This is a genomic window from Chthonomonas calidirosea T49, from assembly GCF_000427095.1.
In the GTDB taxonomy this organism is placed as follows: Bacteria; Armatimonadota; Chthonomonadetes; order Chthonomonadales; family Chthonomonadaceae; genus Chthonomonas; species Chthonomonas calidirosea.
Genome location: NC_021487.1, coordinates 1,596,728 through 1,621,790, shown reverse-complemented (window position 1 = coordinate 1,621,790; position 25,063 = coordinate 1,596,728). Strand labels below are relative to the sequence as shown.

Annotated in this window: 20 protein-coding genes and 1 tRNA gene; 14 read left to right on the top strand and 7 right to left on the bottom strand. The window is 52.8% G+C overall.

From position 1 onward, the window contains the following. Window positions 1–85: 85 nt before the first annotated feature. Window positions 86–157, bottom strand: a tRNA-Glu gene (locus CCALI_RS06765). Between the two features lie 262 nt (window positions 158–419). Between CCALI_RS06765 and CCALI_RS06760 the strand changes: the two genes are divergently transcribed. From CCALI_RS06760 to CCALI_RS15070, 6 genes are all read left to right on the top strand, one after another. Then, on the top strand, window positions 420–1,127 hold the full coding sequence (locus CCALI_RS06760) for a hypothetical protein (protein ID WP_016482728.1): 708 nt from the start codon (window positions 420–422) through the stop codon (window positions 1,125–1,127). A 3-nt stretch (window positions 1,128–1,130) separates the two neighbouring features. Further along, window positions 1,131–1,886, top strand: a complete 756-nt coding sequence (locus tag CCALI_RS06755) for an SDR family NAD(P)-dependent oxidoreductase (RefSeq protein WP_016482727.1) — start codon at window positions 1,131–1,133, stop codon at window positions 1,884–1,886. A gap of 93 nt (window positions 1,887–1,979) precedes the next feature. Continuing rightward, entirely contained in the window at window positions 1,980–2,801 is an 822-nt protein-coding gene (locus CCALI_RS06750) for a hypothetical protein (protein ID WP_016482726.1), read from the top strand. A 186-nt stretch (window positions 2,802–2,987) separates the two neighbouring features. Further along, on the top strand, window positions 2,988–3,875 hold the full coding sequence (locus tag CCALI_RS06745; RefSeq protein ID WP_016482725.1) for a DNA-methyltransferase: 888 nt from the start codon (window positions 2,988–2,990) through the stop codon (window positions 3,873–3,875). Further along, window positions 3,868–4,164 carry a PmeII family type II restriction endonuclease gene (locus CCALI_RS16920; protein WP_052572350.1) on the top strand — a complete coding sequence of 99 codons (297 nt, stop codon included), beginning with the start codon at window positions 3,868–3,870 and terminating at the stop codon, window positions 4,162–4,164. Before CCALI_RS06745 ends, CCALI_RS16920 begins: the two co-directional genes overlap by 8 nt. After that, window positions 4,103–4,600, top strand: coding sequence for a PmeII family type II restriction endonuclease (locus CCALI_RS15070; RefSeq protein ID WP_081648302.1), 498 nt, complete (start codon window positions 4,103–4,105; stop codon window positions 4,598–4,600). The genes CCALI_RS16920 and CCALI_RS15070 overlap by 62 nt, the downstream gene beginning before the upstream one ends. Window positions 4,601–4,681: 81 nt before the next feature. On the opposite strand, the gene CCALI_RS06735 is transcribed toward CCALI_RS15070, so the two are convergent. Beyond that, the gene (locus CCALI_RS06735) at window positions 4,682–5,125 is read right to left on the bottom strand and encodes a hypothetical protein (RefSeq protein ID WP_016482724.1); all 444 of its coding nucleotides are present in this window, start codon (window positions 5,123–5,125) and stop codon (window positions 4,682–4,684) included. A 541-nt stretch (window positions 5,126–5,666) separates the two neighbouring features. Between CCALI_RS06735 and CCALI_RS06730 the strand changes: the two genes are divergently transcribed. Next, window positions 5,667–5,849: a hypothetical protein gene (locus CCALI_RS06730; RefSeq protein ID WP_016482723.1), complete on the top strand. Its 183-nt coding sequence runs from the start codon at window positions 5,667–5,669 to the stop codon at window positions 5,847–5,849. 346 nt (window positions 5,850–6,195) lie between these two features. Next, on the top strand, window positions 6,196–7,596 hold the full coding sequence (locus CCALI_RS06725) for an Nramp family divalent metal transporter (protein WP_016482722.1): 1,401 nt from the start codon (window positions 6,196–6,198) through the stop codon (window positions 7,594–7,596). Here CCALI_RS06725 and CCALI_RS06720 read toward each other — a convergent pair. Beyond that, on the bottom strand, window positions 7,577–8,647 hold the full coding sequence (locus tag CCALI_RS06720; RefSeq protein ID WP_016482721.1) for a diacylglycerol/lipid kinase family protein: 1,071 nt from the start codon (window positions 8,645–8,647) through the stop codon (window positions 7,577–7,579). The two genes, CCALI_RS06725 and CCALI_RS06720, sit on opposite strands and share 20 nt — an antisense overlap. 120 nt (window positions 8,648–8,767) lie before the next feature. After that, a complete protein-coding gene (locus CCALI_RS06715) occupies window positions 8,768–9,847 on the bottom strand; it encodes a glycoside hydrolase family 99-like domain-containing protein (RefSeq protein WP_016482720.1) in 1,080 nt (359 codons plus the stop codon). 342 nt (window positions 9,848–10,189) lie between these two features. On the opposite strand from CCALI_RS06715, the gene CCALI_RS06710 reads away from it, so the two are divergent. The 6 genes from CCALI_RS06710 (at window position 10,190) to aroA (ending at window position 20,950) form a co-directional block, all read left to right on the top strand. After that, window positions 10,190–10,963, top strand: coding sequence for a phytanoyl-CoA dioxygenase family protein (locus tag CCALI_RS06710; protein WP_016482719.1), 774 nt, complete (start codon window positions 10,190–10,192; stop codon window positions 10,961–10,963). Beyond that, complete coding sequence (locus CCALI_RS06705; protein WP_016482718.1) at window positions 10,963–11,400, top strand: GNAT family N-acetyltransferase; 438 nt, start codon at window positions 10,963–10,965, stop codon at window positions 11,398–11,400. The genes CCALI_RS06710 and CCALI_RS06705 overlap by 1 nt, the downstream gene beginning before the upstream one ends. 653 nt (window positions 11,401–12,053) lie before the next feature. Next, the gene (locus CCALI_RS06700) at window positions 12,054–15,317 is read left to right on the top strand and encodes an efflux RND transporter permease subunit (protein ID WP_016482716.1); all 3,264 of its coding nucleotides are present in this window, start codon (window positions 12,054–12,056) and stop codon (window positions 15,315–15,317) included. 61 nt (window positions 15,318–15,378) lie between these two features. Next, a complete protein-coding gene (locus tag CCALI_RS15065) occupies window positions 15,379–17,067 on the top strand; it encodes an efflux RND transporter periplasmic adaptor subunit (protein ID WP_016482715.1) in 1,689 nt (562 codons plus the stop codon). 159 nt (window positions 17,068–17,226) lie between these two features. Beyond that, window positions 17,227–19,647 (top strand): FAD-dependent oxidoreductase, encoded by a 2,421-nt coding sequence (locus CCALI_RS06690; RefSeq protein WP_044948957.1) that lies wholly within the window; start codon window positions 17,227–17,229, stop codon window positions 19,645–19,647. Then, complete coding sequence (aroA, locus tag CCALI_RS06685) at window positions 19,640–20,950, top strand: 3-phosphoshikimate 1-carboxyvinyltransferase (RefSeq protein WP_016482713.1); 1,311 nt, start codon at window positions 19,640–19,642, stop codon at window positions 20,948–20,950. Before CCALI_RS06690 ends, aroA begins: the two co-directional genes overlap by 8 nt. Here aroA and CCALI_RS06680 read toward each other — a convergent pair. From CCALI_RS06680 to CCALI_RS06670, 3 genes are all read right to left on the bottom strand, one after another. Then, window positions 20,947–22,446 carry a hypothetical protein gene (locus CCALI_RS06680; RefSeq protein ID WP_016482712.1) on the bottom strand — a complete coding sequence of 500 codons (1,500 nt, stop codon included), beginning with the start codon at window positions 22,444–22,446 and terminating at the stop codon, window positions 20,947–20,949. The two genes, aroA and CCALI_RS06680, sit on opposite strands and share 4 nt — an antisense overlap. A gap of 45 nt (window positions 22,447–22,491) precedes the next feature. Continuing rightward, complete coding sequence (locus CCALI_RS06675) at window positions 22,492–23,901, bottom strand: hypothetical protein (RefSeq protein WP_044948956.1); 1,410 nt, start codon at window positions 23,899–23,901, stop codon at window positions 22,492–22,494. A gap of 63 nt (window positions 23,902–23,964) precedes the next feature. Beyond that, complete coding sequence (locus CCALI_RS06670) at window positions 23,965–25,062, bottom strand: bifunctional phosphoglucose/phosphomannose isomerase (RefSeq protein WP_016482710.1); 1,098 nt, start codon at window positions 25,060–25,062, stop codon at window positions 23,965–23,967. Window position 25,063 lies beyond the last annotated feature (1 nt).

The window sequence follows — 25,063 nt, the reverse complement described above, 5'->3', positions numbered from 1 at the left end:
AGTCTTTAGAGACGGTTCTATAATAACACCAAACCTTTGGTATGTCAATAACCCATTAAAAGCACTCTAACCGTAGGAGCAAAAATAGGGCTACGGGGATTCGAACCCCGGTTTACGGGCTGAGAACCCGCCGTCCTGACCCCTAGACGATAGCCCCTTAAAGAGGAACGCAGGTTATGATACCTACGGGACGAGGGTTTTGTCAAGGAGGTTCCGATGTCCGTTGTGCTTTGTTAGATGACTTTACAAGCTTCTAAGACATGCAAAAGTAAGACATGCAAAAGGACATGTGAGATCGGGCACCATGAAAGAAGGATTCTTAGAACCTGCCGTTGAACAAAAAACAAGAGTGTCGAAGAAAGGATGTCGGCATTCGTCATCGAGTCCCAACAGTTCATCCCTACCTAAGGAGAGAGAAAATGCCAGGACCCATCGTCGCGCTTACCGTAGACTGCACCTGTGCACTCAACGGAAAATGCTATGTCTCCGGCATCGTGGAGGCGACCGAACAAGCCATCGTGCCCTGCACATGGCTGCTTGGTGTCAGCGAGCATGACCCTATGAGCAACGTGAAGCTTTACCATAACGAGTACTTACATCGCATCCCGGCTTGGCACGAGATCGGGCTTTACCTCAGTTTCGATACCGGCGCTTCCAACACGGTCGATCGAGGCGATCTGATTCGTGTTGGAAAAGACATTCTTAAGCAGTTCTCCATCAAACCGACGGCCTTTCGAGCAGCCAACGGCGATTTGGAAGCTGGCGATATCAAGGCGCTCGAGGATATCGGGATTCTCGTCGACTCTACGCCCGGTTCCAGCGCCGAACTGCCGAAGGACGCCCCGCGCAGTCCCTATCATCCATCCTACACACATCCTTATCAGAAGGGGGAGGCCAAGCTGTGGATTGCACCGGTAGCCCATGTGAACGGTGTGCGCGGCTACATTGATCAGGGCTTCGATGTGCTCAAGGCAGTCATAGATGCTCACCTCACTCTCTCCGATATTTTGGTTTTGGGAATGACCGACTGCGTGGATAATCGCGAAAACCTCGCCCATGTTATCGCCTATCTAAAGCAGAAGGGAGCTCGTTTTACTACGCTCACACAGTTGGTATCTGAACTGTAGCTCATGGGAAACGAGACAGCACGTAGAGTAGCCGTCGTTACGGGAGCTAGTAGCGGAATAGGTGCCGCGACGGCCACGGCCTTACATCGGGCCGGTTTTGCGCTGATTTTGGGAGCACGACGTTTGGAAAGGTTGCGGCAGGTGGGAGAGCCACTGGGCGCACGCTGTTTTTATCTGGACGTTACTGACCTTCAAAGTATTCGTGAATTCTGTAGCCAGGTGGAGCAGGTTCACCTGCTGGTCAACAACGCCGGAGGTGCTTTAGGGCTGGATCCCATTGAAGCGGCGAAGGATGAGGATTGGGAACAGATGTTCCGAACTAACGTGCTCGGTTTGATGCGCATGACCCGCGAACTGTTGCCGAAGCTCGAAGCCAGCGGTGCCGGGCACGTTATCAATATCGGCAGCATCGCTGGGCGCGAACCCTATCCGGGCGGTGCGGGCTATAATGCAGCAAAGTTTGCTGTGCGTGCTATAACGCAGGTTATGCGGATGGAATGGCTTGGACGTCCTCTGCGAGTCACTGAGATCGCTCCGGGGCTTGTGGAAACGGAGTTCAGTCTCGTGCGTTTTAAGGGGGATGCTGAACGCGCTGCACGGGTCTATCAGGGCCTAAAGCCCCTAACGGCTGAGGACGTCGCCGACGCAGTTGTCTGGGCTGCGACACGCCCACCCCATGTCAACATTGATGAGATCGTGCTCAAACCGCTCGATCAGGCGACTGCCCTCATGGTAAAAAGAAGAGACAACACGACTTAAATTTCAGATTGTCACGTAGAGCGCAACCAGGCGTTTGAGGTAGTACTTAGCAACTACTCGCTCGGAAGATTCTCTGTGTAAGGAAACACGCCAATGAAAGTTCAAACGCTTCTCCTACTTGGTCTCGCTTCCTTTCTTTCTGCACCGCTCGCTTTGGCCGATCAGGGCATTGCGGCAACCCCTACGGTGGTTGTAAAAGGGCAGACTGTCAAGCTAGAGTGGTATATCACCGGAGATAAGGTGGTGCTTTCAGGCGGCCGCTTTGGCAAAGGGGTGGTCGTTACAGGAAAAACGCAGGCTATCGATCGGCCCCTTCAGACAACACGCTATGTGCTGGATGATTATTATCATGTAAACAATCCGCTTGGGTCTGGCAAACCGGCCGTTCAAAGACTGCATACCCGCTATTCTGTGGTGGTAAAGGTGTTTACTATGCCGCCATTAGCGGTGTATCATGCCGGAAAAGATTGGACGGTAGACTATGTAAAAGGCTGGAAAGCTTATCCGATAAAAACACCGGATGGGATCCCGCATGGTCTGGTCTTTTTCCAACCTGAAGAGGATAGCCTTGAGCGCCTAGGGGTTGCCATGTTGTCCGCGTCGAATAAAACAGCGGAAACGCTTATGGAGGATGTCGAAGCCGATATCCCCCAGCACTATAAGGATGTCAAAACGATCTCACGAGACTCGATCACTTTTTGCGGGGAACCGGCTGTAAGGCTTGTCTTCGAGGCGACAGACCCAGCGGGGCGCCGCATCGAATCGATCGTGCTTGCCTTTGTGCACGATGGTATGGGCTATGTGGTGAGTGGTCGCACATCCGATTCGGAGTTCGATGTGCGCCATCTCTTACTAGATAAGCTCGTCGAGAGCTTTAAGCCTGGAGATCAAAGAACAGCCTATTCCATAAAGTGATCGTGCCATACTCCAGGCTAACAATAGAATAGCCTACGCTCTCAGCTGTTTTTTAGCGTAGATAGTAAGTAAGCTTCGCTGCCTGCGCATCTATTACCTTGCCCCTAGCCGGAGGAAGGCAGTGCCAGGTGTTGGGGAGAGTACGTGTCACACGTCTAACGGATGTTGAAGGGTATACTCTGTAGCATGCAGCGTATTGATGAAGCTCAGCCCATTCCATTTCTAAACCAGATTCTACACGGTGACTGTTGTGAGATACTAAGGCAGTTGCCTGACGAAAGTGTTGATCTCATTATTACATCGCCACCCTATGCCGATCAGCGGAAGGAAGTATATGGTGGCATTCATCCAGACCACTACGTAGAGTGGTTTCTTCCTATTGCAGCGGAGCTGAGGCGTGCTCTGAAACCAACCGGTTCCTTTATCTTGAATATTAAGGAACGTGTGGTAAACGGTGAGCGTCACACGTATGTGTTAGAACTCATTCTGGCCATGCGTCAGCAGGGCTGGCTTTGGACGGAAGAGTATATTTGGCACAAAAAGAACTGTTATCCAGGCAAATGGCCTAATCGTTTTAGAGATGCATGGGAGCGCCTCCTCCATTTTACGAAACAACGGCAGTTCAAAATGTTTCAGGAAGCCGTGACGGTGCCGATGGGAGATTGGAGGCATGAACGGCTTAAGAGGCTTGGCGAAAACGATCTCACCCGATTCACCTCGCAGGTTGGCAGTGGTTTTGGCAAACGGGTCGCTAACTGGCTCGGACGTGAGCTAGCTTATCCTGATAATGTGCTTCACATGGCAACCGAGTGCTATAATCGTTATCATGCTGCCACGTTTCCTGTGGAATTGCCTACATGGTTCATCAAACTTTTTACTGAGCCTGGAGATGTGGTATTAGACCCTTTTATCGGCTCAGGTACAACGGCAGTAGCCTGCGTTCGTTTGGATCGCCGATACATCGGGATCGAAATCAAAGAGGAGTATGTGCATCTCGCCAAAGAGCGTATAGCCAAAGAGGCAGCAGAGCCAAATCTGTATACGATGGGAGAGAGCGAAGCCATTTATGGTTGAATTAAGTGAGCTAGAAGCTCTCGTTCGTAGATGTCTTGATGATTTCTATAGTAGGCGAATTTCGAACCTATCGAATCTTCGTTTGAAGGAGCTTCTTAAGCGCAAAAATCCTTACCTCTTGCGGGCCATGGGACTGCGTACTGCGGGTGAGTTGGTAGAGCACATTTTGCTACTCCATGCTCAGGCATCTGACGAGACCATCTTCGGAGATGCATTTGTAGGAGCCTATCGTTTTTGCAGTAAGCCGTGGAAGAAAGTTCGGTGCCAAAGGGATAGATATCGAAATTGAAGAGGAAAAGACCTACAAAGCGATTACTGTGAAATCAGAACCGAATATTTTCAACGCGAGTCAGACCGCTCGGATAAACGATGAATTTCAAGAGTTGCAAAATCGTCTCCGCCAGCCTTTAAGAAATCTTGGAAAGCAGTTTGATCCTATCCTAGGTTGCTCTTATGGCAAGTGCGTGATAGAGCCTTCCGCGAAAAGGCGTTATCGCGTTATTTCCGGTCAGGCCTTTTGGCAAGAGATAACAGGAGACCCCGATTTTTATCTCAAACTAATGCGTCTCATGTATGATTATCCCGACAGGCAACGGGAACGCTATCTGCAAGAGTGGGCAAATGCAGTAAATCGTTTTACTCGTGATATATTAAACGACTTTGCACGCGCTGATGGAACGTTAGATTGGGAAAAGATCGTGCAGTTTAACTCGAGCTGCGACTAGACAAGCCCTAGAATCTATCTACGAACCAAAAATGGGATGTCACATGATTGTGACATCCCTCGTGTGTTGTTAAAGAATAGACTAGATGCCGAAGCGACTTGGGGTCGGAGCGATGCGCGGAAGAACATGTGCCACTGAGGCTGCCCACTGTTTCGCCAAAGCGGTCACGCTTGTTCCTGCGGCACGCGCGTCCTGAGGCGTTACACGCATCAGCAGATAGCCGCGCACAAGCACGGCATTTCCTACCGCTTTGACATCGGAGGCGGTCAAGGGAGGAACTTGCGTGCGCGAGAGAATTTCTACCGTGCGTGCGTCGAACAGTTCAGTGCGCATGATGGGCGTTAGACGTCCCTCGCTTTGGGTAATATACACGATCTCATAACCGGAGATAGCCCACCAAGTAGGGGACTTGTCGGAGACTTCGGGGATGTTACCTACAGGTACCACGCGTTGGGCACGGCAGACCCATGTGCCCATGGTGAGCACAAGGGCTCCACACACCGCTGTCCATAGTGTCTTCTTCATTTGTCTACTCCTTTGCTTTGTGGTTTTGAAATGGCTAGTTTTATGACGGACGAGCTGTTGGGAATTGTTCCTGAAGCCGATGTCGCAACAGAATAGGATGTTGGGGTAGCTAAAAAGCGCCGTCTTCACACTTCTACCAATGCATTATAGCCCTTTCTTTGGAGAAAATCATCTTATGTAGAAGTTCCTGAAATGTGTGCTCAGAAACGCCGACATGAGCCGTACGGGGAAAGCGCACTCTCCTTTGTCGTTGGGGGTAGAGGTGCAAGGCGTTGCGTGCCTACAGCAAAAATTTAGGCACACTAGTGGCTTGTTTGTGAAACTTTTGTGCAGGAGTATCTGCTATCGGCAATCTATACTATAAAATGCATCAAGTGTAGCTTTGTATTCAATCCCGATAAGAATGCGGAAACTCTCTAATATAGCCCTACGCTCCCTTCCCTTCAAAGCCATGGGAACATAGGAAACCAGTTCAAATAAGCATGTCGTCCACCACGTAGACACTCGTAAATAGAAGTCTCACAGTCAAAAGGAGCAACCAATGTATCGCATACTAATGTTGATTGTCTCTATCGTGATCGCGATAGTGATCTGGAAGTTGGTGGTAGGTGTGTTTGCTGGCCTAGGAGGCATCCTCTTCCTGATTATCGAGGCAGCGCTGCTTCTATGGCTCATCTTCGAAATCTACCGCTTGCTGACCAACCGTAACACGGGAACCTACTAAAAACGAGCCTTCCACCCTGCTAACGCGCTTCATGCGAGGAGTGCGTTGGCGGGGTTTTCGGCTTCTAGGAGGATTCTGCAGCCGATACTCTCCAGCACTACACCCTCTTCGGGCACATCCGCGTCGTCCGATAGGTTAGCAAAGACCTATGCGATGCGTTGGAGGATGGCATGCGACGTTAGCTCTCTCAATGGTTTTCTGGCGTCATTCCGTCTATTGTTATGTGGAGAGGGCGTAAGCTGCACAATCCATTTCGGGTGTCTGGGGCGCATCCATTGCAAATAAAGGAAAGGAGGGAAGGCGCATTCTCCCTTGCTTGAAAGCGAGGGCTCTTGCGCCGAATTCTATGAGTGAGGAGTCAGTAAACCTGCCTGATACGGGCTTATCGGCAGAGGCCGAAACCCATGAAGAGCGTATAGCAGACCAGGAGGACGTAGCGAACGCGCGCGTGGAAGAGCCGGACATTCGCGTGAAAAAACCGTTTTGGAAAAGCCTCGGTCCTGGACTGATTACCGGTGCGGCCGATAACGACCCCGCGGGCATCGGCACCTATTCGGTTGTGGGGGCCCAGTTCGGCTACAAACTACTGTGGCCTACCCTCCTATGTCTCCCGCTCATGATCGCCGTTCAAGAGATGTGTGGGCGTGTGGCGCTGCTGACGGGGAAGGGGTTGGCAGCGGTGGTTAAGGAGCACTACCCGAAGTGGCTCTTGCTAGGGTGTGTTTTCCTGCTGATGGTCACCAATATCATCAATATCTACGCCGATCTCAACATCATGGCCTCTTCCGCCCAAATGCTCTTTCACGGTGTTTTTCTCTTATGGCTTAGCATCATCGCTCTTTTCATGATGCTGACCCAGATCTTCATGCCTTATGCGCACTATGCTCGATTCCTCAAATGGCTTTGCCTAACATTTATTGCCTATGCCATTACTGCTCTGATGCCATCGGTACATAACTCCTGGAGCCTCATTTTTAAGAACCTCGTGCTGCCGACGTGGCAATGGAAAACCGACTACTTGATGGCGCTAGTTGGCTCGCTTGGTACCACCATATCCCCCTACCTTTTCTTTTGGCAGGCGGGACAGCAGGTGGAAGAGCTTATTGCACAGCACGAGGCCGACGCTCCTGGAAAACGTAAGCGCTCTCCCAATGAGGCCGAGATGCATAACTTGCGCGCCGATACGGCTGCCGGCATGCTCGTCTCGCAACTTGTGACGTTTTTCATTATTATCTGCACCGCGGCTACGCTCCACGCAAAAGGGGTGACCAACATCAATACCGCTCAAGATGCTGCGAGGGCGCTGGCACCTCTCGGCGGTAAAATCGCCTATTGGCTTTTTGCATTGGGCATTTTGGGCGCGGGACTACTTGCTGTTCCCACACTAGCCGGCTCTGCAGCCTATGCGCTCTCCGAAACTTTAAGCTGGCGACACGGATTATATCGCCGTTTTCAAAGGGCGCGTGCCTTCTATCTTACCATTGCCGGTATGGTGCTGGTGGGCTACTTGCTCAACTTCTTTCGGAAAGTGAGTCCCATTAAAGCGCTCTTCTATGCCTCTGTGCTCAACGGTGTCGTCGCAGTGCCTCTGTTGGTGGTGCTTCTCTTTATTTGTAATAACTCCAAAGTGATGAAGGCCCGCACAAATCGCCCTCTAAGCAATCTCTTGGGAGGATTGGCCGTGCTGTTGTTAGGGGTTGCATCCTTGTTCATGCTGTGGGCGCTGGTCACGGGGCACTCTGCGTAGAGTCAGGTGCAACCACACAGAGGGCTTGAGGTATGACCTTGATCTTCACGGGAGTATGAGCTGCGATATGGTCATCGGCGTGGACGGGCAGAGGACGTTGTCGGTAGCGTACGCGGCTGATCTCGACCTCTCGCGCACGTAGGCAGGTAACTTTGGGGAGTTGGAGGGTGTTGCCAAATCGAAGCGCCAAGGCAAAACGGAGCAGTTCCCACCGCGAAAGCGCACCCACCATAACAACATCGAATAACCCATCGTCTAGCTTGGCGTCGGGAGCGACGGCAAAGCGGGCGCCAAGATAGATCGAGTTGCATATCGAAACCATCGTCGCCTCTTCTGCATAGGTGTTACCATCAAGCACAAGTTGAAGACGTCGGGCAGGCGGGTTTAGAAGAAGTGGTAGAAGCAGCTTCCAATCCCTTCCAAAGCGAAAAAGGTGCGGCCCATCAGGGCCAAACAGAGAGATAATCTGAGCGAAAAGCCCCACACCTGCTGCCTCTAGAAAATACTCCTCCCCGATGCAACCCACATCCACACGTCGCACAGGAGCGGTTGCCAATACCTGCATGGCCTCAGGAAGGGAGAAAGGAAGGCCCAGCGAATGGGCAAAGTTGTTATCGGTGCCTACCGGCAGGACACCGAGAACTAATGAAGTGCCAATAAGCGCTTGCGCTATGGGGCGAACAGTTCCGTCGCCACCGGCAGCCGCAACTACCTCATACCCTTCGGCTTGGGCTGCTAGAACGCGCTGGCGGAGAGCCTCCGGAGGCGGCGTCGGCTCGATGGTGGCATTCAACCCTACCGCTTTTGCGGCCTCGTGGAGGGCAGTCGCGCTCTCCTCCGGAGAGGGAACCCCATTTTTTGTTGGCTGGGCTTTGAGGCTGCCAGCCTTTGGATTATATAAAATCAGCGTACGACGGTCTAGAATAGGTGCTTCTCCTAGAACGGAATATCGGTTTCGTAAACGTCTCTTGCCTAAGGATAGAACGCGGTGCGATAACCGTTCTCTCGCTTGTCCGATGCGCTTTAAAGGGCGGGAAAGAAAAACCATCATGTTCTCGCCCCCTCTGAAAGCAGTGGCGCTATCTAGCTTCGAGGGCGCCTTCGCACTCTATTCATACGGAGGAAACCTTGTGGCATGACACGGCTGTTAAGGAGTGAGGTGGTAAGGAGACTATTTCAAAGCGCGTTTGAGAGCATCGAGGTAGGCAAAGCGATCGCCTTTGGTGGGTACAATGTAGCTGCCTTCACCTAACTCATTCCACGCTTCCACAAACAGTAGGGGTCGATCGGGCAGGACATGCATGTTGGGGTGCGCTAGCCACCACTCGCGTGCCATACGCACAAACAGCTCGAACTCCTGAGGGGTACGTGTATACCAAAAGTTGGTTTCATGCCAGGGCCGTGGGTCCCATCCATCGGTAATCACGGGAATATAGGGCTTTCTACCGTCGTTAGCGAAATCGTCCCAAATCTGTAAACTGCCATCTATTAGCAGGGCGTAGGGGTTTTCGCCCTCGTGAGTGCCCGGCACACCCAGATAGTTGTAGCCAGAGAAGGCATCGTAGCCCTCCTGCACCAACCGATTAAGGTCGTTCCAGCCATGCTGCGGCCCCGGCGTGGCGCATGCGACCAGATATACCCCCGGCAGGTTAGCCTGGCGCGCCAGTTCACGCAAGCGTTGCCATGCCTTCGCAACCCCCTCTGCACCACCCCAGGTCTTTTCCATATCGCTCACACTGAAGACCACGAGTAAGGGTTTGCCTTCGATTTTCACGTAGTTGGCATCAGAAAAATCCTCTTTAATCCAACGCGCACACTGTGCATCCCACTCTGAAGGAGGAATACTGAAGATTCCGTTGTTGACGTAGAGCAGAGCATATCGCATACCAAGCTTATTGGGATCGCTACGAAAGAGTTTCACGGCCGAATTCAGCGATTTGCGCTCATGTGCGTTTGTATCATGTGCGAGGTAGTACCAGTCGAAAATGAAGAAGTCAATACCAGCTTGACGTGCCCAGGCCACTTGTTGATGAACGAGAGGCAGAGTGTCGTCGTACCAGCCGCTCAGTGGCTCCCTTTGCGGATAGTTTTGAGGCATGCTGTCGAGATGAAAGTTATTGGCGGAGCGATCCGCCCAGCCGTCAAAATAGTAGCAGCCTACAAGCGGGGGAGGGGTTTTTAGCCCCTTCGCATAGGCGCCCTGAAGGCATATACAGAAAAAGGCAACTAAAAGGGAGCGACAACACTTCATCAATCTTAGCATACCCTAAAATAGGGCGTTTCTCCGCTCTTCCCGCACAGAAACGCGCAGGACGCAGTTAAGTTTGAGGCAAGTGCATTCTACTGCTCTATCGTTCGTGCAGTTCTTTCCGCAGAGAGAGTTGGGCATGCCTATTTGGATAAGCGGACATATCTGTCCGTGTAGGCCCTACATGTCTCGCTTGGAGCAATAGAATATAGAAAACAGAGAAACCAACAGGCAGGAAGGAAACGCGCTTGTGATGAACTAGATCTTTAGAAATGTACAAAACCCTACGACATCCTGGACGCGACGCATCTTGCTGGCCGGGGTCTGTAGAGAGGAGGGATAAGAATGCAGTTGAGCTATTTTCAGAAGAAGCAGTTTTACGAACAGGGCTACCTGGTGATACCTGGCGTGGTGCCTCCAATAATGGTACGAGAGGCTATGCGTGCGATTAACCATAGCATCGGTGAGGGCATGCCGCCCGATCTGATGGTCAAGTTCCGCGCGCAGTCCTTCTGTCCAGAGCTACAGGGGTCAGCAGTGATCACCGACCTGTTCAACCGTACACCAGCGTTGGCTCTTGCCGAATCGGCCATTGGAGAGGGCAAAATATGCCCCATAAAGGGGGGGCAGATCGCGTTAAGGTTTCCAGGAACGCAAGACCCACCTCCTGTGCCAAGACCGCATCTCGATGGCATGCACTCTCCTACAAATGGCGTGCCGGAAGGCGAAATTCACAACTTTACCGCGCTTGTGGGCATTCTGCTCAGCGACGTTACCGAAGAGTATGCTGGTAACTTCACGGTATGGCCCGGGTCGCATCATCTTCACGAAGCCTGGTTTCGCGAAAAAGGCCCCTTATCGTTGCTGGAGGGCATGCCGAAAGTCACCTTACCGGAACCGGTACAGGTAAAGGGAAAAGCAGGCGACATGATTCTTGCCCATTATCTGCTAGCTCATGGGGTGGCTCCAAACATCTCGCCCAACGTGCGCTATGCGATCTTCTTCCGCCTCCGCCATGTGAATCATGAGGAGCAACGCTTTGAAAGCATGACGGATGCGTGGTTGCAGTGGGAAGGGATGCGAGATGTGGTAGAGGCTATACGTGCTGCTAGGTCGTGATGGAGCTACAGATCAAGCACGTCCCCTACAATAGCCCTGATTATTGGCAGATGGTGGCACTTCGTAGGGCCATTCTGCGTGCGCCTCTTGGGCTAGACTTCACTCCGGAGCAGCTAGCTGTCGAGGGAGAAGATTACCACATTGGGGCGTGGGTAGGAGAGGATCTAATCGGTTGTTTAGTGCTTGAACCGCTCGCCAATGACATCCTAAAAATGCGCCAAGTGGCGGTCAGACCAGAGTGGCAGGGACAGGGAGTAGGCACGGCTTTGGTACGCTATGCCGAGACGTTTGCACTGCAACTAGGCTATCGGAAGTTGGTGCTTCATGCACGCGAAACAGCCGTATCTTTTTATCTTCGGCTGGGGTACACTGTGGAGGGCGAACCTTTTGAGGAGGTCACCATTCCGCACCGGCTAATGTATAAATGGCTGACTTAAACCCAATGGGCTACGCAGCAAAGAAAGGGAACTTCCTTTCAATGTCTAAAGTAACTTCAAGTATGAGGAGGAGAAGGGCACGGTTTTTGCGGTTCTGGACTCTGGTACTAGCTTTCATTGTGTTGCTAGTACCTAAAGTCTGGCTCCATGTTCTCTGCCTGGAAGCCGCAGCAGCACAAACGTCATCTGCGCAAACCGCTACTGCTGCACTGACCACGTCCCACACTGCGAGTTCCTGCCCATCCCTTCATGCGAAACGTGCGTTTGGCTGCGCTTATTGTCAAAAACACTGCTGTAATCCACGCAATCGTACAGATAGTTACTCCTTTGCCGCCCTTCTCACCGTCTATCGTTTTCCTTTCATCACTGAGAAGAGAAGGGTCCAACAGTTTCTATCCGATCAGATATTTCCTATCTCCCGTACCTCTCTTTCTCCTCCAGGACGATCGCCTCCTTTGTTATCGGTCACCTCGAAAATCTAATTGTTTCTCATGAGCACGACGTTAAACGTCGAAGCTGTTGCTGCTACCCTGCTGCGCCGTTACGCTAGGCGGTGTGAAGATGCTTTCTAACCATCTATCATCGCCTAGAGATGGGTAGCAAAGCACAATCCGTTTTCATAGGTCTAGCGTCATTTTTGGGAGGAGAAGACGATGTGGCTTGTTCGCCTAGCCCTCAGTCGTCCAAAAGCGGTCGGCGTATTGGTGATTCTAATCGGCATTCTTGGGGTACTTAGTGCCATTCAGGCACCGAAGGATATCTTCCCACCGATCAATATCCCCGTGGTTAGTGTCATTTGGAGCTATGGTGGGTTAGCTCCACAAGAGATGGAACAGCGCGTGGTGAATCTTAGCGAGAGAGCGTTCACCACGACTGTGGCCAATATTGACCACATCGAATCACAATCGTATTCGGGAGTGAGCGTTATTAAGGTCTACTTCCAACCCGGGGCCGACATAGGGCGCTCCATAGCGCAGATCTCGGCCACGGCGGAAACCATCTTGCGTATTATGCCCCCAGGGATGACAGCCCCGCTTATTCTGCAGTACGATGCAACCGATGTGCCTATCGTTCAAGTAAGCCTTAGTAGTAACACCTATAGTACCTTTCAACTCTTCGACTACGCCCAGAACTTCCTGCGTCCTCAACTGATCACGATTCGCGGGGCATCTATTTCGCTGCCCTACGGTGGCGCGGGACGTCAGATTATGGTCGATCTCGACCCCAAAAAGATGCTGGCACGAGGAGTTTCGGGGCCGGATGTGGCCAACGCTCTGGCCAATCAAAACCTCATTCTACCTGCCGGCGATGCGAAGATGGGGGTGCGTGATTACCTTGTGCGCATTAACAACAGCCCTTCCAGTGTAGAGGATTTCAACAAGATTCCTATAAAAATGGTAAATGGGACTGTTGTTACTGTCGGTGATGTTGCCTACGTGCACGACGGGCATAGTGTACAGACAAATATCGTTCGGGTGAACGGCGAACCTGCGGTTCTGCTTACGGTGTTTAAAAGCGGTAACGCCTCCACACTCGACGTGCTGAACCAGATACGCGCGAAGCTGCCTCAAATTCGTGCAGCCCTTCCCCCAGGAATGGAAGTGCATCTGTTGATGGATCAATCGCTCTTCGTGCGAGCTGCCATCTACGGAGTTGTAAGGGAAGCTACTATAGCTGCTGCCCTTACAGCCCTCATGATTCTCCTCTTCTTAGGCAGTTGGCGCAGTATGCTAATTGTAGCCAGTTCCATCCCACTCTCCATTCTTAGTTCTATCGCCTTGCTTCATGCGCTGGGCTATACGCTGAACACGCTCACGCTTGGAGGGCTAGCGCTGGCGGTAGGTATGCTTGTGGACGATGCCACCGTAGAGATCGAGAACTCTACCCGCCTGCTCCGCCTCGGCTATGGCCTGCGCGAAGCTATCCTCACGAGCGCACAGCAGGTGGCACTGCCGGCATTTGCGTCTACCCTCTCCATCTGCATTGTGTTTGTACCCATCAGCATGCTCTCTGGAGTGGCGCAATCTCTTTTTGCTCCTCTCGGACTGGCGGTCGTATTAGCGATGTTGCCCTCTTACCTGCTCTCGCGTACGCTCGTCACCACTATGATGCGCTCGCTGTTGGGCAAAGAGTTGGACATCTATCAGCATGATATGCTGGCAGAGCGAGAGGGAATGGTGACCAATCACGGCGAAGATATCATGGCGCGACGCAACGTTATAGAGCGGTTCCTATGGCGCCTGCACGAGCTTTTTGAGGGCTATTTCGATTCCCTACGCGAGCACTATCACAACGCACTGGATTGGGTGCTTCACCATCGGCCAGTTATCGCCATAGGAATGCCCCTCTTCTTCGTTGCCTCCACTCTGCTGATTCCAATCATCGGGCAGGATTTCTTCCCACAGGTAGATGCCGGCCAAATCCGCCTGCATGTTCGGGCGCCAGCAGGCACCCGACTCGAAGAGACCGCCAAGCTGTTCACGCAGGTGGAGCAGGTGGTACGGCAGGTTATTCCAAAGCAAGAGCTCAGTCTGCTGATAGACAACATCGGTATTTCAGGGGGTCTCAACTTTGCCTATAGCTCGGTGAGCACCATCAGCACGGACGATGGCGAAATCTATATTAGCCTTACCGAAAAGCATCATCCGGTGGCCATGTATCAACAGGAACTGCGCAAGGTGCTTGCCCAACGGTTTCCGCAATGTACCTTCTACTTTCAACCAGCCGACCTCGTAACACAAGTACTCGACTTCGGCACCTCTGCACCGATAGACATTCAGGTTACCGGCCCGTACTTCAATCAAGCCAAAAACTTGGCGCTGGCCAAAGAGATTTTACGAAGGGTATCGAAAGTCGAGGGAGTTGTTGACCCCTACCTTTACCAAGTAACCGACGCGCCCGAGCTTCGAGTGCATGTAGATAGAACGCGGGCGATGATGGTAGGGCTTACGCAACAGCGTGTTGCTGGTAGTGTACTCGATATGCTCTCGTCGAGCAGTCTCGTTTCACCGAGCTTCTACCTCGATCCTCACAACGGCGTGCAGTATACCGTTGTGGTGCAGACCCCACAATATCGAGTCAGCTCCATTCCCGATCTGCTCTCGGTGCCGATAACCAACGGCACAACAGAGGGTCAGCCCCAACTGTTAGCCAACCTTGCCACCGTAACGCGGGATACCACACCGGAAGTCATCAGTCACTACAATATTCAGCCTGTCTACGATGTGTTAGTAAGCGTCCAGGGCAGAGACTTAGGCAGCACGGTGGCAGATATTCAACATATTCTGGATGGGCTTAAAAAGCAGATACCGCGAGGTAGTCAGGTTCACATTGTGGGGCAAGCGCAAACTATGGTCAGCTCCTTCCACCAGTTGGGTTTTGGGCTTATTTTCGCCATCGTGCTGATCTATCTGCTGCTCACGGTGAACTTCGAGTCGTGGCTCGATCCGTTTATTGTGATGATGGCCGCACCCGGCGCGCTAGCCGGTGTGGTGTGGATGCTCTATGTTACCCAGACAACCTTCAATGTTCCTTCTCTGATGGGAACGATCATGGGCATTGGGGTGGCGACGGCAAACAGCATTCTGTTGGTTACATTTGCCAACGAGCAGCGTCAGGAGGGCAAAGATCCTGTGCAGGCCGCCCTTGCGGCAGGCACAACCCGTTTCCGCCCCGTTATCATGACGGCACTTGCCATGATCATCGGTATGCTGCCGATGGCACTTGGTATGGGCGAAGGCGGAGAGATGAACGCGCCGCTAGGAAGAGCCGCCATTGGTGGGCTGCTCTTGGCAACGGTTACCACACTCTTCTTCGTTCCTACTATCTATTCGGTAATACACCTTCGCCTAGAGCGTCATCGTGAAAAGCTGGAGGATGTCTTTGCAGCGCCTACCGATCCAGAAACAAGCGCCTAGTGTTCGTGTTGAGATCGTAAGTAAGAAAGAAATGTACTTTAGGATATAGAGGATAACCATCATGAAACCGTCGTCTGAAAACGCATCGCCTAAATCGGCGCATGATGATGGAGGGCGTTTTCCTATCATCGCGCCCATAATTGTTGTGCTCATTATTGGGGTGTTGCTGGTGGTGGGTGCTTTACCGCGCCTGCATCAGCGAGCCGTTTTGGCCCAAGAGGCGCAGCAGACCCGGGAAACCGTACCTCTAGTTATGGTAGCCACTCCCCATCTCGTGCCAGAGGGAGGGTTACAACTGCCAGCCAATATCGAGCCTATTCTTGAAACCGTGATCAACGCGCGTACACAGGGCTACCTCAGTAAGCTCTATGTGGATATCGGCTCTCACGTAAAGGCGGGACAGGTGTTGGCAGAAATCGAGGCGCCGGATACCGACCTGCAGGTGACGCAAGCAGAGGCCCAGCAGTCGCAGGCCATGGCAACGGTGGGACAATCCTTAGCCGACCTCGCACGCCTTAAAGCAAACCTCCAGCAAGCCCAAACGGCAGTGGTACAACAACAGGCCGTGGTGAAGGAGGCAGAGGCCTCGCTTGCTAGCACAAAGGCAAAGCTCATGCAGGCGAAAGCGGGGGAGGCTCAGTCGGAGGCCGCATTGAGCCAGGCGCAAGAGACCCTAAAAGAGAAGCAGGCTGCCCTCGAATCGGCAGAAGCGCAGCTTGCACTGGCGCGGGCGACCAACAATCGCTACCAACAGCTTCTGCAGAAGGGCTTCGTGTCGCAGCAGGAGGCCGATCAGACCGCGGCTACCCTGAAAACCAATGAAGCCGCGGTAACCTCTGCAAAAGCAGATATCCAGGTGGCTCAAAAAGGGGTGGAAGCAGCCCAGCATGCGGTGGATTCGAGTAAAGCCGCCGTTGAGGCCGCCCAGGCGGATGTGGAGGCTGCTCAGCAGAGCGTCCAAGCCGCCAAAGCCACCTTGCAGTCGTTGGAGGTGGCCGTGCAGGGAGCTAGAGCCGATCTGCTTGCCGGCGAATCGGCCGTGCAGGCCAACAAGGATGCTCTAACCGCCAGCCAAGCCAACACGAATCGGTATCGAGTCCTTCGAGGTTTCGAGAAGGTGGTAGCGCCTTTTGACGGCGTGATCACCAGTCGAAATGTGGATGTGGGATCGCTCATTACTCCTGGCACAACTACAGCCACCTTAAGTGCCAACTCCAGCCCAATGCCTACAACCGGCATGTTCGGCATTGCGCGCACTGATGTGGTGCGCGTACAGGTAAATGTACCTCAAGCCTACATTGATGCCGTGCGTCCTGGCAGTCTTGCTACGATTCAGGTTCGTGAACTTCCCGGGCACGTGTTTGTGGGAAAGGTGGTATCTAGCTCCCATGCGCTAGATACCGACACACGTACCTTCCTTGTAGAGATACATATTCCTAACCCGCAAGGGCTTCTCGTGCCTGGTATGTATGCGGAAGTAACCATTAAACCTGCCAAGCAAGTCTATCGCTTGCAGGTGCCTGCCACGGCGCTCATTTACGATTCTAAAGGAATGCGGGTGGCCGTACTTACTCCAGACTCGCGTGTTCATTTCCAGCCTGTCCAGATCGGGCGTGACTATGGTAAGGAGGTGGAGATCTCAAGCGGCCTTGCACCGAACGACCGTATTCTCCTCAATCCGTCAGATACTCTCGTGGAGGGAATGAAGGTTAAAGCCATTAACGCGAACAGCTCGAATCTCTCGCAGTAGGGAGCGGGCATATGCCCGCTCCCTGTTCATGAATGGCGTCTATCGGGTATGATTTGCTAAATGGATTGGAAGAAGAACAGACGAGCCTTCTATTTGTCGTTCCTACTCGCGTGGGGCATAGGAGGAATCAGCATACCGGCTTCTGCGCAGAATGCGGGTATGCCTGGCTCTTTCGAGGCACTTGCAGCCTCTCCTACTCAAATCAACTGTTATTGGCTTCCTGCTAAGGGTGCAACAGGCTATAAACTGTTGCGTAACGGACAGTTGATTGCGCAACTGCCATCAACTGCCACAGAGTATCACGACACGAACCTCCAGCCAAACACAAACTACACCTATGTTGTAGAGGCCGAACACGGTGTCGAGAAACCTGTCGCGGCACCAGCCTATCTGGAGCGGACCTTCCCCGTGTTTCCTGCAGGCAAAACATTGGATTTTGATGTCGTGGTGGTGCAGGCCTCTTCTGGTGGTGTGGCCGCTGCTATCGAGGCTGCTAAACGAGGGTGGAAAGTTGCTCTTGTGGAACCAACCACACGTCCCGGTGGAATGCCGGTAAACGGCCTTTGCGCTACCGATTTGCGCCGTCCATACCATGCCTGTAACTTCTTTGTTCGGTTTCAAGAGGAGGTCAAAAAGATATACGCGGCAGAGGGCATTGAAACCAACGGACTTTCTTATGAGCCTCATGTGGCCTTGCAGGCAATGAAGTCTCTGCTCTTTTCCACGCCGAACATTACCCTCTATCGCTTAGCTACTCTGGGCAAAGTCTATTCGGAGCCCTCGGACGCGGAGGGACATCGCAAAGTAACAGCGGTTCAAATCCGAGAGCTCACGTTAGATGGTGAGCCAACTGGCCGTACGGCGATTTTGCGGGCAAAGGTGTTTATTGATGCCACCGATTGTGGAGATCTCGCTGCCGCGGCTGGAGCGCCCTTTCGGCTTGGGCGTGAACCGCGTACCCCTCAAGAGCCGCATGCGGGAGTTATTTACTACGATCGCGCCACCGATACCCTGTTGCCGGGCAGTACAGGAAAAGGGGATAAGCGCATTCAGTCGTATGCCTATCTCCTTGTGGTAAAGGATTACGGGCCAGGCACCGACCACACTATTCCCAAACCCCCAGGCTATAACGAACAGGATTATATCCATACGCCGCCCTGGAAGCAGTCGTGGGCTTTTACCTCCGGTAGAATGCCGGGGCATAAGTTTGAGTTGAACCAGCACCCTCAGGGCAACGACTGGCAGGGGATCAACTACCGCTATCCGCTAGACGACTGGAAGCAGAGAGCGCACATCGCCGAACTTTATCGCAATCATGTATTGGGCTATCTCTACTACATCCAAACAGTGCAAGGGCAGAAACAGCTCGGGCTGCCAGATGATGAGTTTCGCGATAGCGGGGGCTTCCCTCCTCTGCTCTACGTTCGTGAAGGGCGACGCATTATGGGGCAACAGCTGCCTACAGAGGCCGATATCACCTATGCGCGCCATATCATACGTCCGGAATCGATAGGCATTGGGGATTATCCTATGGATTCCCATGCGGTTGAGCCAAAGCGCAATTGGAATCGTCCCGATTTAGGCGAGGGAGAGTTTTGGCTCTATCGCTATACGCCCTGGCATGAACTGCCTTTAGGTATCATTGTGCCAAAACGACTCGATAACGTCTGGGTGGTTATTGCCGTCTCCTCAACCCATGTAAGCTATGGAACCTATCGGTTGGAGCTGGTGCGCATGGCGTTTGGAGAGGCAGCTGGCATCGGAGCGGCGCTCAGTTTGGAGTTCCACCTTAAATCGCGCGAGGTGCCCGCACGCCAAATTCAGTTAGAGATGCTACCAGACCTTACCGCTCCCTACTCCGACCCGCATGCCGTTCTTTACTACTTCCCCGACGTGCCGCCTTCCTGTAAGAACTATATGCAGATTCAGTATCTGGCGGCTCGCGGTTTTGCCAATAGCATGACCTATTTTCATCCCGATGCTCCTACCACTTGGAGCGAGCTAACTCGTTGGCTTACCCGTTTAGCAGAACGAGCCGCACCGCCTCCCAAGGTGATCGGAGAGACTACCGATTCCCAAGGACATCCGGTTCAGATCGTTAAAAAGGCTTTTGCCCCTTATATGGGGCAACCGGTGAACCTGCAGGCTTTGAAGGAGCTGCAAGAAAAACCCCAAAGCGATCTTCCCGTAACGCGTGCCGAGATGGCGCATTGGCTGGTAAAAGTTATGGGCTGGAGCGAGGCGCCCGCCTACCTTGCCGGGCGCTATGTAGACCTCACAACTGAACAGGAAAAGCGAGACGTGGCCACGCTTTATCAACACGACATCAATTCGATGATGTGGGACGGATACAATGCCATAAGGCCGGATAACAAACTTGCTTTTCAACCCGATGCCCCGATAAGCCATGCCGATATGTTTGCCGTCCTCTATGTGGCTCAAATAGGCTTGGGGCCGCTCTTTTACGACAATCCTGTAGATGGCAGGAACGGCCGAAAAGTGCCTCCCATACCGTATGAGATCGTAACCGTGCCAAAATCCAACGAGAAATCCGCACCTAACCTGAGGACCTATGACTGAAACGCCCGTATACCCGGAAAAACTGACCATAGAGCCACTTGTTCGTTCTCCTGATACGACAATAACCGTGCCAGGCTCCAAAAGCATCACGAATAGGGCACTGATCATGGCCGCTCTGGCAGAGGGCCGCTCTGTGCTTTTAAATGCCCTCGAAAGCGAGGATACCGAGGTAATGGTCGAATCTCTTCGCCGCCTTGGTGTGGGGGTACATGCTGAGGGGAACCGATTCGTTGTAGAGGGGACGGGTGGTCAAATCGCTCCGGGGCCGAAAGAGCTTTTTGTGGCCAATTCGGGCACCTCCATGCGGTTCCTCACCGCACTTTGCGCGCTTGGAGTGGGACGCTATCGTTTAGATGGCGTGGAGCGCATGCGGCAGCGCCCTCAGGGTGATCTGTTGGCCGCGTTGCAGCAGATGGGCATCAATGCCTATTCGGAACGGGGAAACGATAGCCCTCCCCTGATCGTGGAAGCGAATGGGGTGCTCGCCGGTGGACGGGTGAAAATGAACGCGGAGGCGTCCAGCCAGTTTCTCACCGCTTTATTGATGGTCGCTCCTTATGCCTTGAAAGATATCACAGTTGACGTAACCGGTGCCTTGCGTCCCTTCTATGTGGAGCTAACCTGCCGAATGGCGGCACAGTGGGGGGTTACCATAGATGCGGAGCCAGATAAGCAGCGTTTTTATGTTCGTCATGGGCAAAGGTACAAACCCCAGCAAGCCTACTATGTGGAACCCGATGCCTCCGGTGCATCCTACTTTTTTGCGGCGGCCGCACTTACGGGGGGGCAGGTATGTGTGGCGGGCTTGAAAAGCGATGCCCTTCAAGGTGACGTGCGCTTTGCCACAGAGGTGCTCGCTGCCATGGGGTGCGCTGTTGAAGAGCGGGCTGAAGGGCTTTGTGTTCAGGGCCCGCCGCCAGGGCTGTTGCGCGGTGTTGTACGCGATATGAGCGCTATTTCAGATACCGCATTAACGCTAGCTGCCATAGCCCCTTTTGCCAACAGCCCAACCACTGTCTCAAATATCGCCCACTCACGCTACCAAGAGTGCGATCGCATTCATGCCGTCTGCACAGAACTCTCGAAGCTTGGAGTGCGCGTAGACGAGCATTTTGATGGCTACACGATTTGGCCGGCCGAGAAAATCCTTCCAGGGGAGATCGAAACCTATCGCGACCATCGAGTGGCGATGAGTTTCGCTCTCATAGGGCTGCGGGTGCCTGGTATTGTCATCCGTGATCCCGCTTGCGTGGCAAAGACGTTTCCTAACTACTGGCAGTGTTTGGAACAGCTATACACCTAAGATTGGAACGGAAATCGCACAACGATCTCGGACTCGGCGGAGCTGGGGTTTAAGGCGCGCGCGCCAGGACTGGCTAGAATAAACCCTCCTTGATGAGTCTTTTGATAGCGCATGGGACGGTCGGTGAAAGGGTCTATCACTTCGTTCAAAGGTAAGCCCTGTAAATTGTTTGGAAATTGGTGATTTTGAAGGCGATATTTCAGGAGATAGAGCAGCAGTTGGCGTTGAGTACGGTAGGTTTGGAGCTGAAGCAGGTTGGATGAGAACGATGTGTTGGGAGAGGAATCGAAAGAAAAGGGAGAGGCATCGAACGAAATGAGAAAATAGTCTCGGGGAGCCTTCTTCGCGGCCTGTGCAGTGGTAGCTTCTAGCTGATGGATCGCCAAGTAGTTTCGATACGGATCTTTGGCGTAAACACGGTTTATCTGATATAGACGATGCAGGTAAAGCAGTTCTAGCCCTATCATGCGCTCCGCTTGAGAACGTGTAAACGTGCTTGAAGGCGATCTCTCTCCAAGCCGGTTCCATACCTCGGTGACGAACGAGTCGAAAGAATCGCCCGATGGATGTGACGAAGTGTTGCCAATAGGATCTAAGGCGCGTAAGACTCTGGCAGGGCCTTCCTTTTTAATCAGTTCGTCTATCGATTCTGTAGTAAGTGTCGACCCCGCAAGATAGTAATTAAGATTAGGTGGAGGCTCCAACATCCGGCTAACTTTCGCGGCATAAGCTAGCACTTTAGGATCGTTTGGGTGCGACTCCACAATGCGTAACCAAGCGCAGTGAAGCAGGGTATCCAGGCTAGATTGCATCTGGAACGCGATATCAACGGGATCCGAGCCTAAATGTTGCGACATCTTCGCTCCGAGCTCAATCTGGTGGAGTGCCTCAAGGGGTTTGTCTTGGCGATTGAACAGATAGGCGCGAAGTACCAGAAGAGTATTTAAGTCACGCATCATGTAATACTCTGGAAAAGTGAGGGAGTAGCTATGTCTCCAGTTTCTAGGGAACTTGCAGTAGGGCCGCGAGGTTGCCTTTTCGAGCAACGGAATTAGCAGTGCAGTGTTTTGCATATATTGCTGCGCTGTTTGAAGTATAAGGGCATTATTGGCAGGCCGATTGGAGAGGTAAAAAAAGACAGTTCTGGGTAACGAGGGGGCTAACCAATCGAAAACGGCCCAATAAACACCGGGTTGCAACGCCCGCCACTTTGGGTGTTGCGTCATAATCGTCATGATCTGATCGTAGACAGGCGCTGCATTCTGATTGGCTGGCGGGTTGGGCACAAAGCGATCCATTTCACTGGGAGTTAGCGGCAGACCGTCGTGACGGATAAGGGTTTTCGCATGGGCAAGCAGACGTTGAGCCCTGACCTCTGCGAGGTAGTTTCTCGCTAATTCAAGGCCAATCGGCAGCAGGCAAAAAAGTACGAAGAGCGCAACGAGGCTTGCGATAAACACAAGCTCTCGGCGGTTCGAGGCGGGCTTGGTCGGCATAGATCTCTTCCCTCTATGGAATCATCTTTGCTAAGTATAAAGAACCTAAGGCGTATTTGAGATGGCTTTTGGTCTAGCATCCAAGTGGGTAGGTGCAGGGAATAGCGCATCGCGTACCTCTGGAGGCATACCCTTTAGCAGGGATAACAGCTTAGTATCCGAAGGAGTAACACCGTATTTACAGCGATACAGCCACTTCTGGGCGAGGCTTTCGCGAGCCCACCATCGGATCTCATGGGTAAATAGATGGTCTGTGATATAGGTAAATGGAGACAGAGTGACGATCTGTTGAATTAGGTATTGGCTAGGGGCCGCTTTGGCACGTGTATCGGTCTCGTTGTCCAACTGCTGAAGCGCTCGCTTGGTCTGAAGCATATCTTGTGGGGAGCGTTTCAGGATGCCGAATACTTTATGGAAGTAATCCAGCGCACGTGCTTCCACAACATCCAGCTGTTCAGGGGTCATCTCCTCTGCGATCGGCGCTCCGCGCCCGATAAGCCGTTCCCAAAGCTGTTTCCACCAAGGAATTTTGGCGGGTGATTTGGCGATTCCCTCTTGTTGCATGAGTTCGACGGCCTCTTTGGGGTGCCTTCTTAGTTCGTTGCCAAGTGCGACAGCTGTATAGACCTCTTCACGGATAGACCAGCAGAGATCGAAAGTTCGCGGTATCACATGGTTCACTTCAAGCGCGTGCTGTAATACCACGGGGTCGTTCGGATGATGCTGAACGATACGTAACCACTCTTTATGGATAATACCATAGATTGCACAAGAAACCAAGAGGGCGTTCTCGCTTGGGTCTTCCGCCACAACTTGTTTGGCCATTTTGGCTGCTAGCTCAAGCCTGTCCAACGCCTGAATAGGTTGGCCTTCATTATCAAGCAGATAGGCATCGAGATAGAGGAGTCGGGCTAGTTGGCGAAAACGGGCGTAGAACGGTTTCGAAGCGGCAACGACCCACTTCCATTCGTAATGAAAATCGCAGTAAGGGAAGGTCACCGCTTTCTCAATAAGTTTCACTTCCGGTTCCGTAGCGCGCATATAGTCCAAAGCGGCTTGGTGCGCGAGCGCGCTGTGTGGCTTGTTAGGAAAATCCAGCGCGGCCGCTTCTAACCCTCCCCAGTTTGGATTCGCGCGATAGTCGGCAAACACCTTGAGGTAAAACCTGGCGGCATTTTGCGAGTCAGGCACTTTAAAGGGAACCAAAGAATCCACGGTGAGGGGCAAGCCGTCCCGTTGAATCTCAGCTCTAGCTTGCGCATATAGCCTATGTGCGCGGGCGATCTCGCGGCGTTGTATGCTAAAAATAAGCCCGAATATCACCCCGCACGCCACGACAACGAAAACGATTATTTTCGATGCGAAGAGACGTTTCCAGGCGCACACAACCCTCTGAATTCCACCAACGGAATTCAGAGGGTTGGCATTAAGTTGCAAAACGGTCCTTTTGGTCATTCCTGCGCACTCGCGTTTTCAACACAAAAGAGCGCGGCGCAAACTCGTCCTCTTCTACAACACCTAGCCTAGCTTTGCTAGTTCCGCTTTGAGATAGTCTATGTAGGAGATATCAGTTGGGCAAACGCCGTAGAGATAGGCCAAATACACCGAGACAAAATCAGCGATGTAGACAAGGGAGAAGAGGCGTGCCAACAGCGATTCGCCCTCTGCGAGAACCTCATAGACAGGCGCAACGCGCCTAATAAGCTCTGTCGTCACCTCCACACGTCGCACGATGCGTGGGTTCTCAAATCGCTCATTGGGGTCACGCAGAAAGATGACAGCCCAGTTAGGAGCTTGCTTTTGGGCTTGAACCCAGGCCAAAATTTCGTTATGATTCTGTTCCGGTAAGACGTTAGAGAACGCGGCAATTTTGGTGTTTTCGTTGAACTGCGATTTCCAGCGGTAGGCCACCACACCGCGATACCCTTGTGAGCCGTAGATCACGGGAATTTTTCCATAGAGCGCTCGAGCCAACTGCTTCGCGGGGTTTTGATCGGTAGGAACATCTGGCCCCAGGCGTTTAGCTAAACTTTCTAGAATGGAGAGCGTCTCTTCGATGTCGTGTTCGAACTGATGTCGAAGAAGGCTGCGATGGGCTAGATAGGTGAGTTGAGGAAAAAACATGTAGCCGGTGGCCGAGCGGGGCGGTTGACCGCCCGGCACGAGGGCATAGGCATAACTAGCTTGTTTGGCGATATCGGCTAATTTCCCACCGCTTGTTACCACCGCGATCTGGGCTTCGGCACGGCTTGCATCGCGAATGGCCTGCAAGGTCTCTTCGGTATTGCCGGAGTAAGAGGCCGCGATGACGAGAGTATTACGGTTAACCCAATGGGGCAGGTGGTAGTCACGATTTACCAAAACCGGAATCGGGCCGTATTCATCGGCGAGGCATCGCAAGAAGTCTCCCCCAATGGCGGAGCCGCCAAGCCCGGTCACCACAATCCGTCGAATCTCTACCGCCTCTGAGGCGCCGACACCGTAGTGCCATGTTATGTTTGCAGCCTCTCGGCATTGAGCAGGAAACTTTAGCACAAGATCCAGCATACCGTGCGGGTCTCGTGAAGCCCGTTGCTCTGCCGACGCTATTGAGTCGAGAACGTTCTCTTCCAACATG

Bases quoted from the DNA above. Each gene is read 5' to 3' on its own strand.
- CCALI_RS06760 (WP_016482728.1), top strand. From the start codon at position 420: ATGCCAGGACCCATCGTCGCGCTTACCGTAGACTGCACCTGTGCACTC.
- CCALI_RS06755 (WP_016482727.1), top strand. From the start codon at position 1,131: ATGGGAAACGAGACAGCACGTAGAGTAGCCGTCGTTACGGGAGCTAGT.
- CCALI_RS06750 (WP_016482726.1), top strand. From the start codon at position 1,980: ATGAAAGTTCAAACGCTTCTCCTACTTGGTCTCGCTTCCTTTCTTTCT.
- CCALI_RS06745 (WP_016482725.1), top strand. From the start codon at position 2,988: ATGCAGCGTATTGATGAAGCTCAGCCCATTCCATTTCTAAACCAGATT.
- CCALI_RS16920 (WP_052572350.1), top strand. From the start codon at position 3,868: ATGGTTGAATTAAGTGAGCTAGAAGCTCTCGTTCGTAGATGTCTTGAT.
- CCALI_RS06735 (WP_016482724.1), bottom strand. From the start codon at position 5,125: ATGAAGAAGACACTATGGACAGCGGTGTGTGGAGCCCTTGTGCTCACC.
- CCALI_RS06730 (WP_016482723.1), top strand. From the start codon at position 5,667: ATGTATCGCATACTAATGTTGATTGTCTCTATCGTGATCGCGATAGTG.
- CCALI_RS06725 (WP_016482722.1), top strand. From the start codon at position 6,196: ATGAGTGAGGAGTCAGTAAACCTGCCTGATACGGGCTTATCGGCAGAG.
- CCALI_RS06720 (WP_016482721.1), bottom strand. From the start codon at position 8,647: ATGATGGTTTTTCTTTCCCGCCCTTTAAAGCGCATCGGACAAGCGAGA.
- CCALI_RS06715 (WP_016482720.1), bottom strand. From the start codon at position 9,847: ATGAAGTGTTGTCGCTCCCTTTTAGTTGCCTTTTTCTGTATATGCCTT.
- CCALI_RS06710 (WP_016482719.1), top strand. From the start codon at position 10,190: ATGCAGTTGAGCTATTTTCAGAAGAAGCAGTTTTACGAACAGGGCTAC.
- CCALI_RS06705 (WP_016482718.1), top strand. From the start codon at position 10,963: ATGGAGCTACAGATCAAGCACGTCCCCTACAATAGCCCTGATTATTGG.
- CCALI_RS06700 (WP_016482716.1), top strand. From the start codon at position 12,054: ATGTGGCTTGTTCGCCTAGCCCTCAGTCGTCCAAAAGCGGTCGGCGTA.
- CCALI_RS15065 (WP_016482715.1), top strand. From the start codon at position 15,379: ATGAAACCGTCGTCTGAAAACGCATCGCCTAAATCGGCGCATGATGAT.
- CCALI_RS06690 (WP_044948957.1), top strand. From the start codon at position 17,227: ATGCCTGGCTCTTTCGAGGCACTTGCAGCCTCTCCTACTCAAATCAAC.
- aroA (WP_016482713.1), top strand. From the start codon at position 19,640: ATGACTGAAACGCCCGTATACCCGGAAAAACTGACCATAGAGCCACTT.
- CCALI_RS06680 (WP_016482712.1), bottom strand. From the start codon at position 22,446: ATGCCGACCAAGCCCGCCTCGAACCGCCGAGAGCTTGTGTTTATCGCA.
- CCALI_RS06675 (WP_044948956.1), bottom strand. From the start codon at position 23,901: ATGACCAAAAGGACCGTTTTGCAACTTAATGCCAACCCTCTGAATTCC.
- CCALI_RS06670 (WP_016482710.1), bottom strand. From the start codon at position 25,062: ATGTTGGAAGAGAACGTTCTCGACTCAATAGCGTCGGCAGAGCAACGG.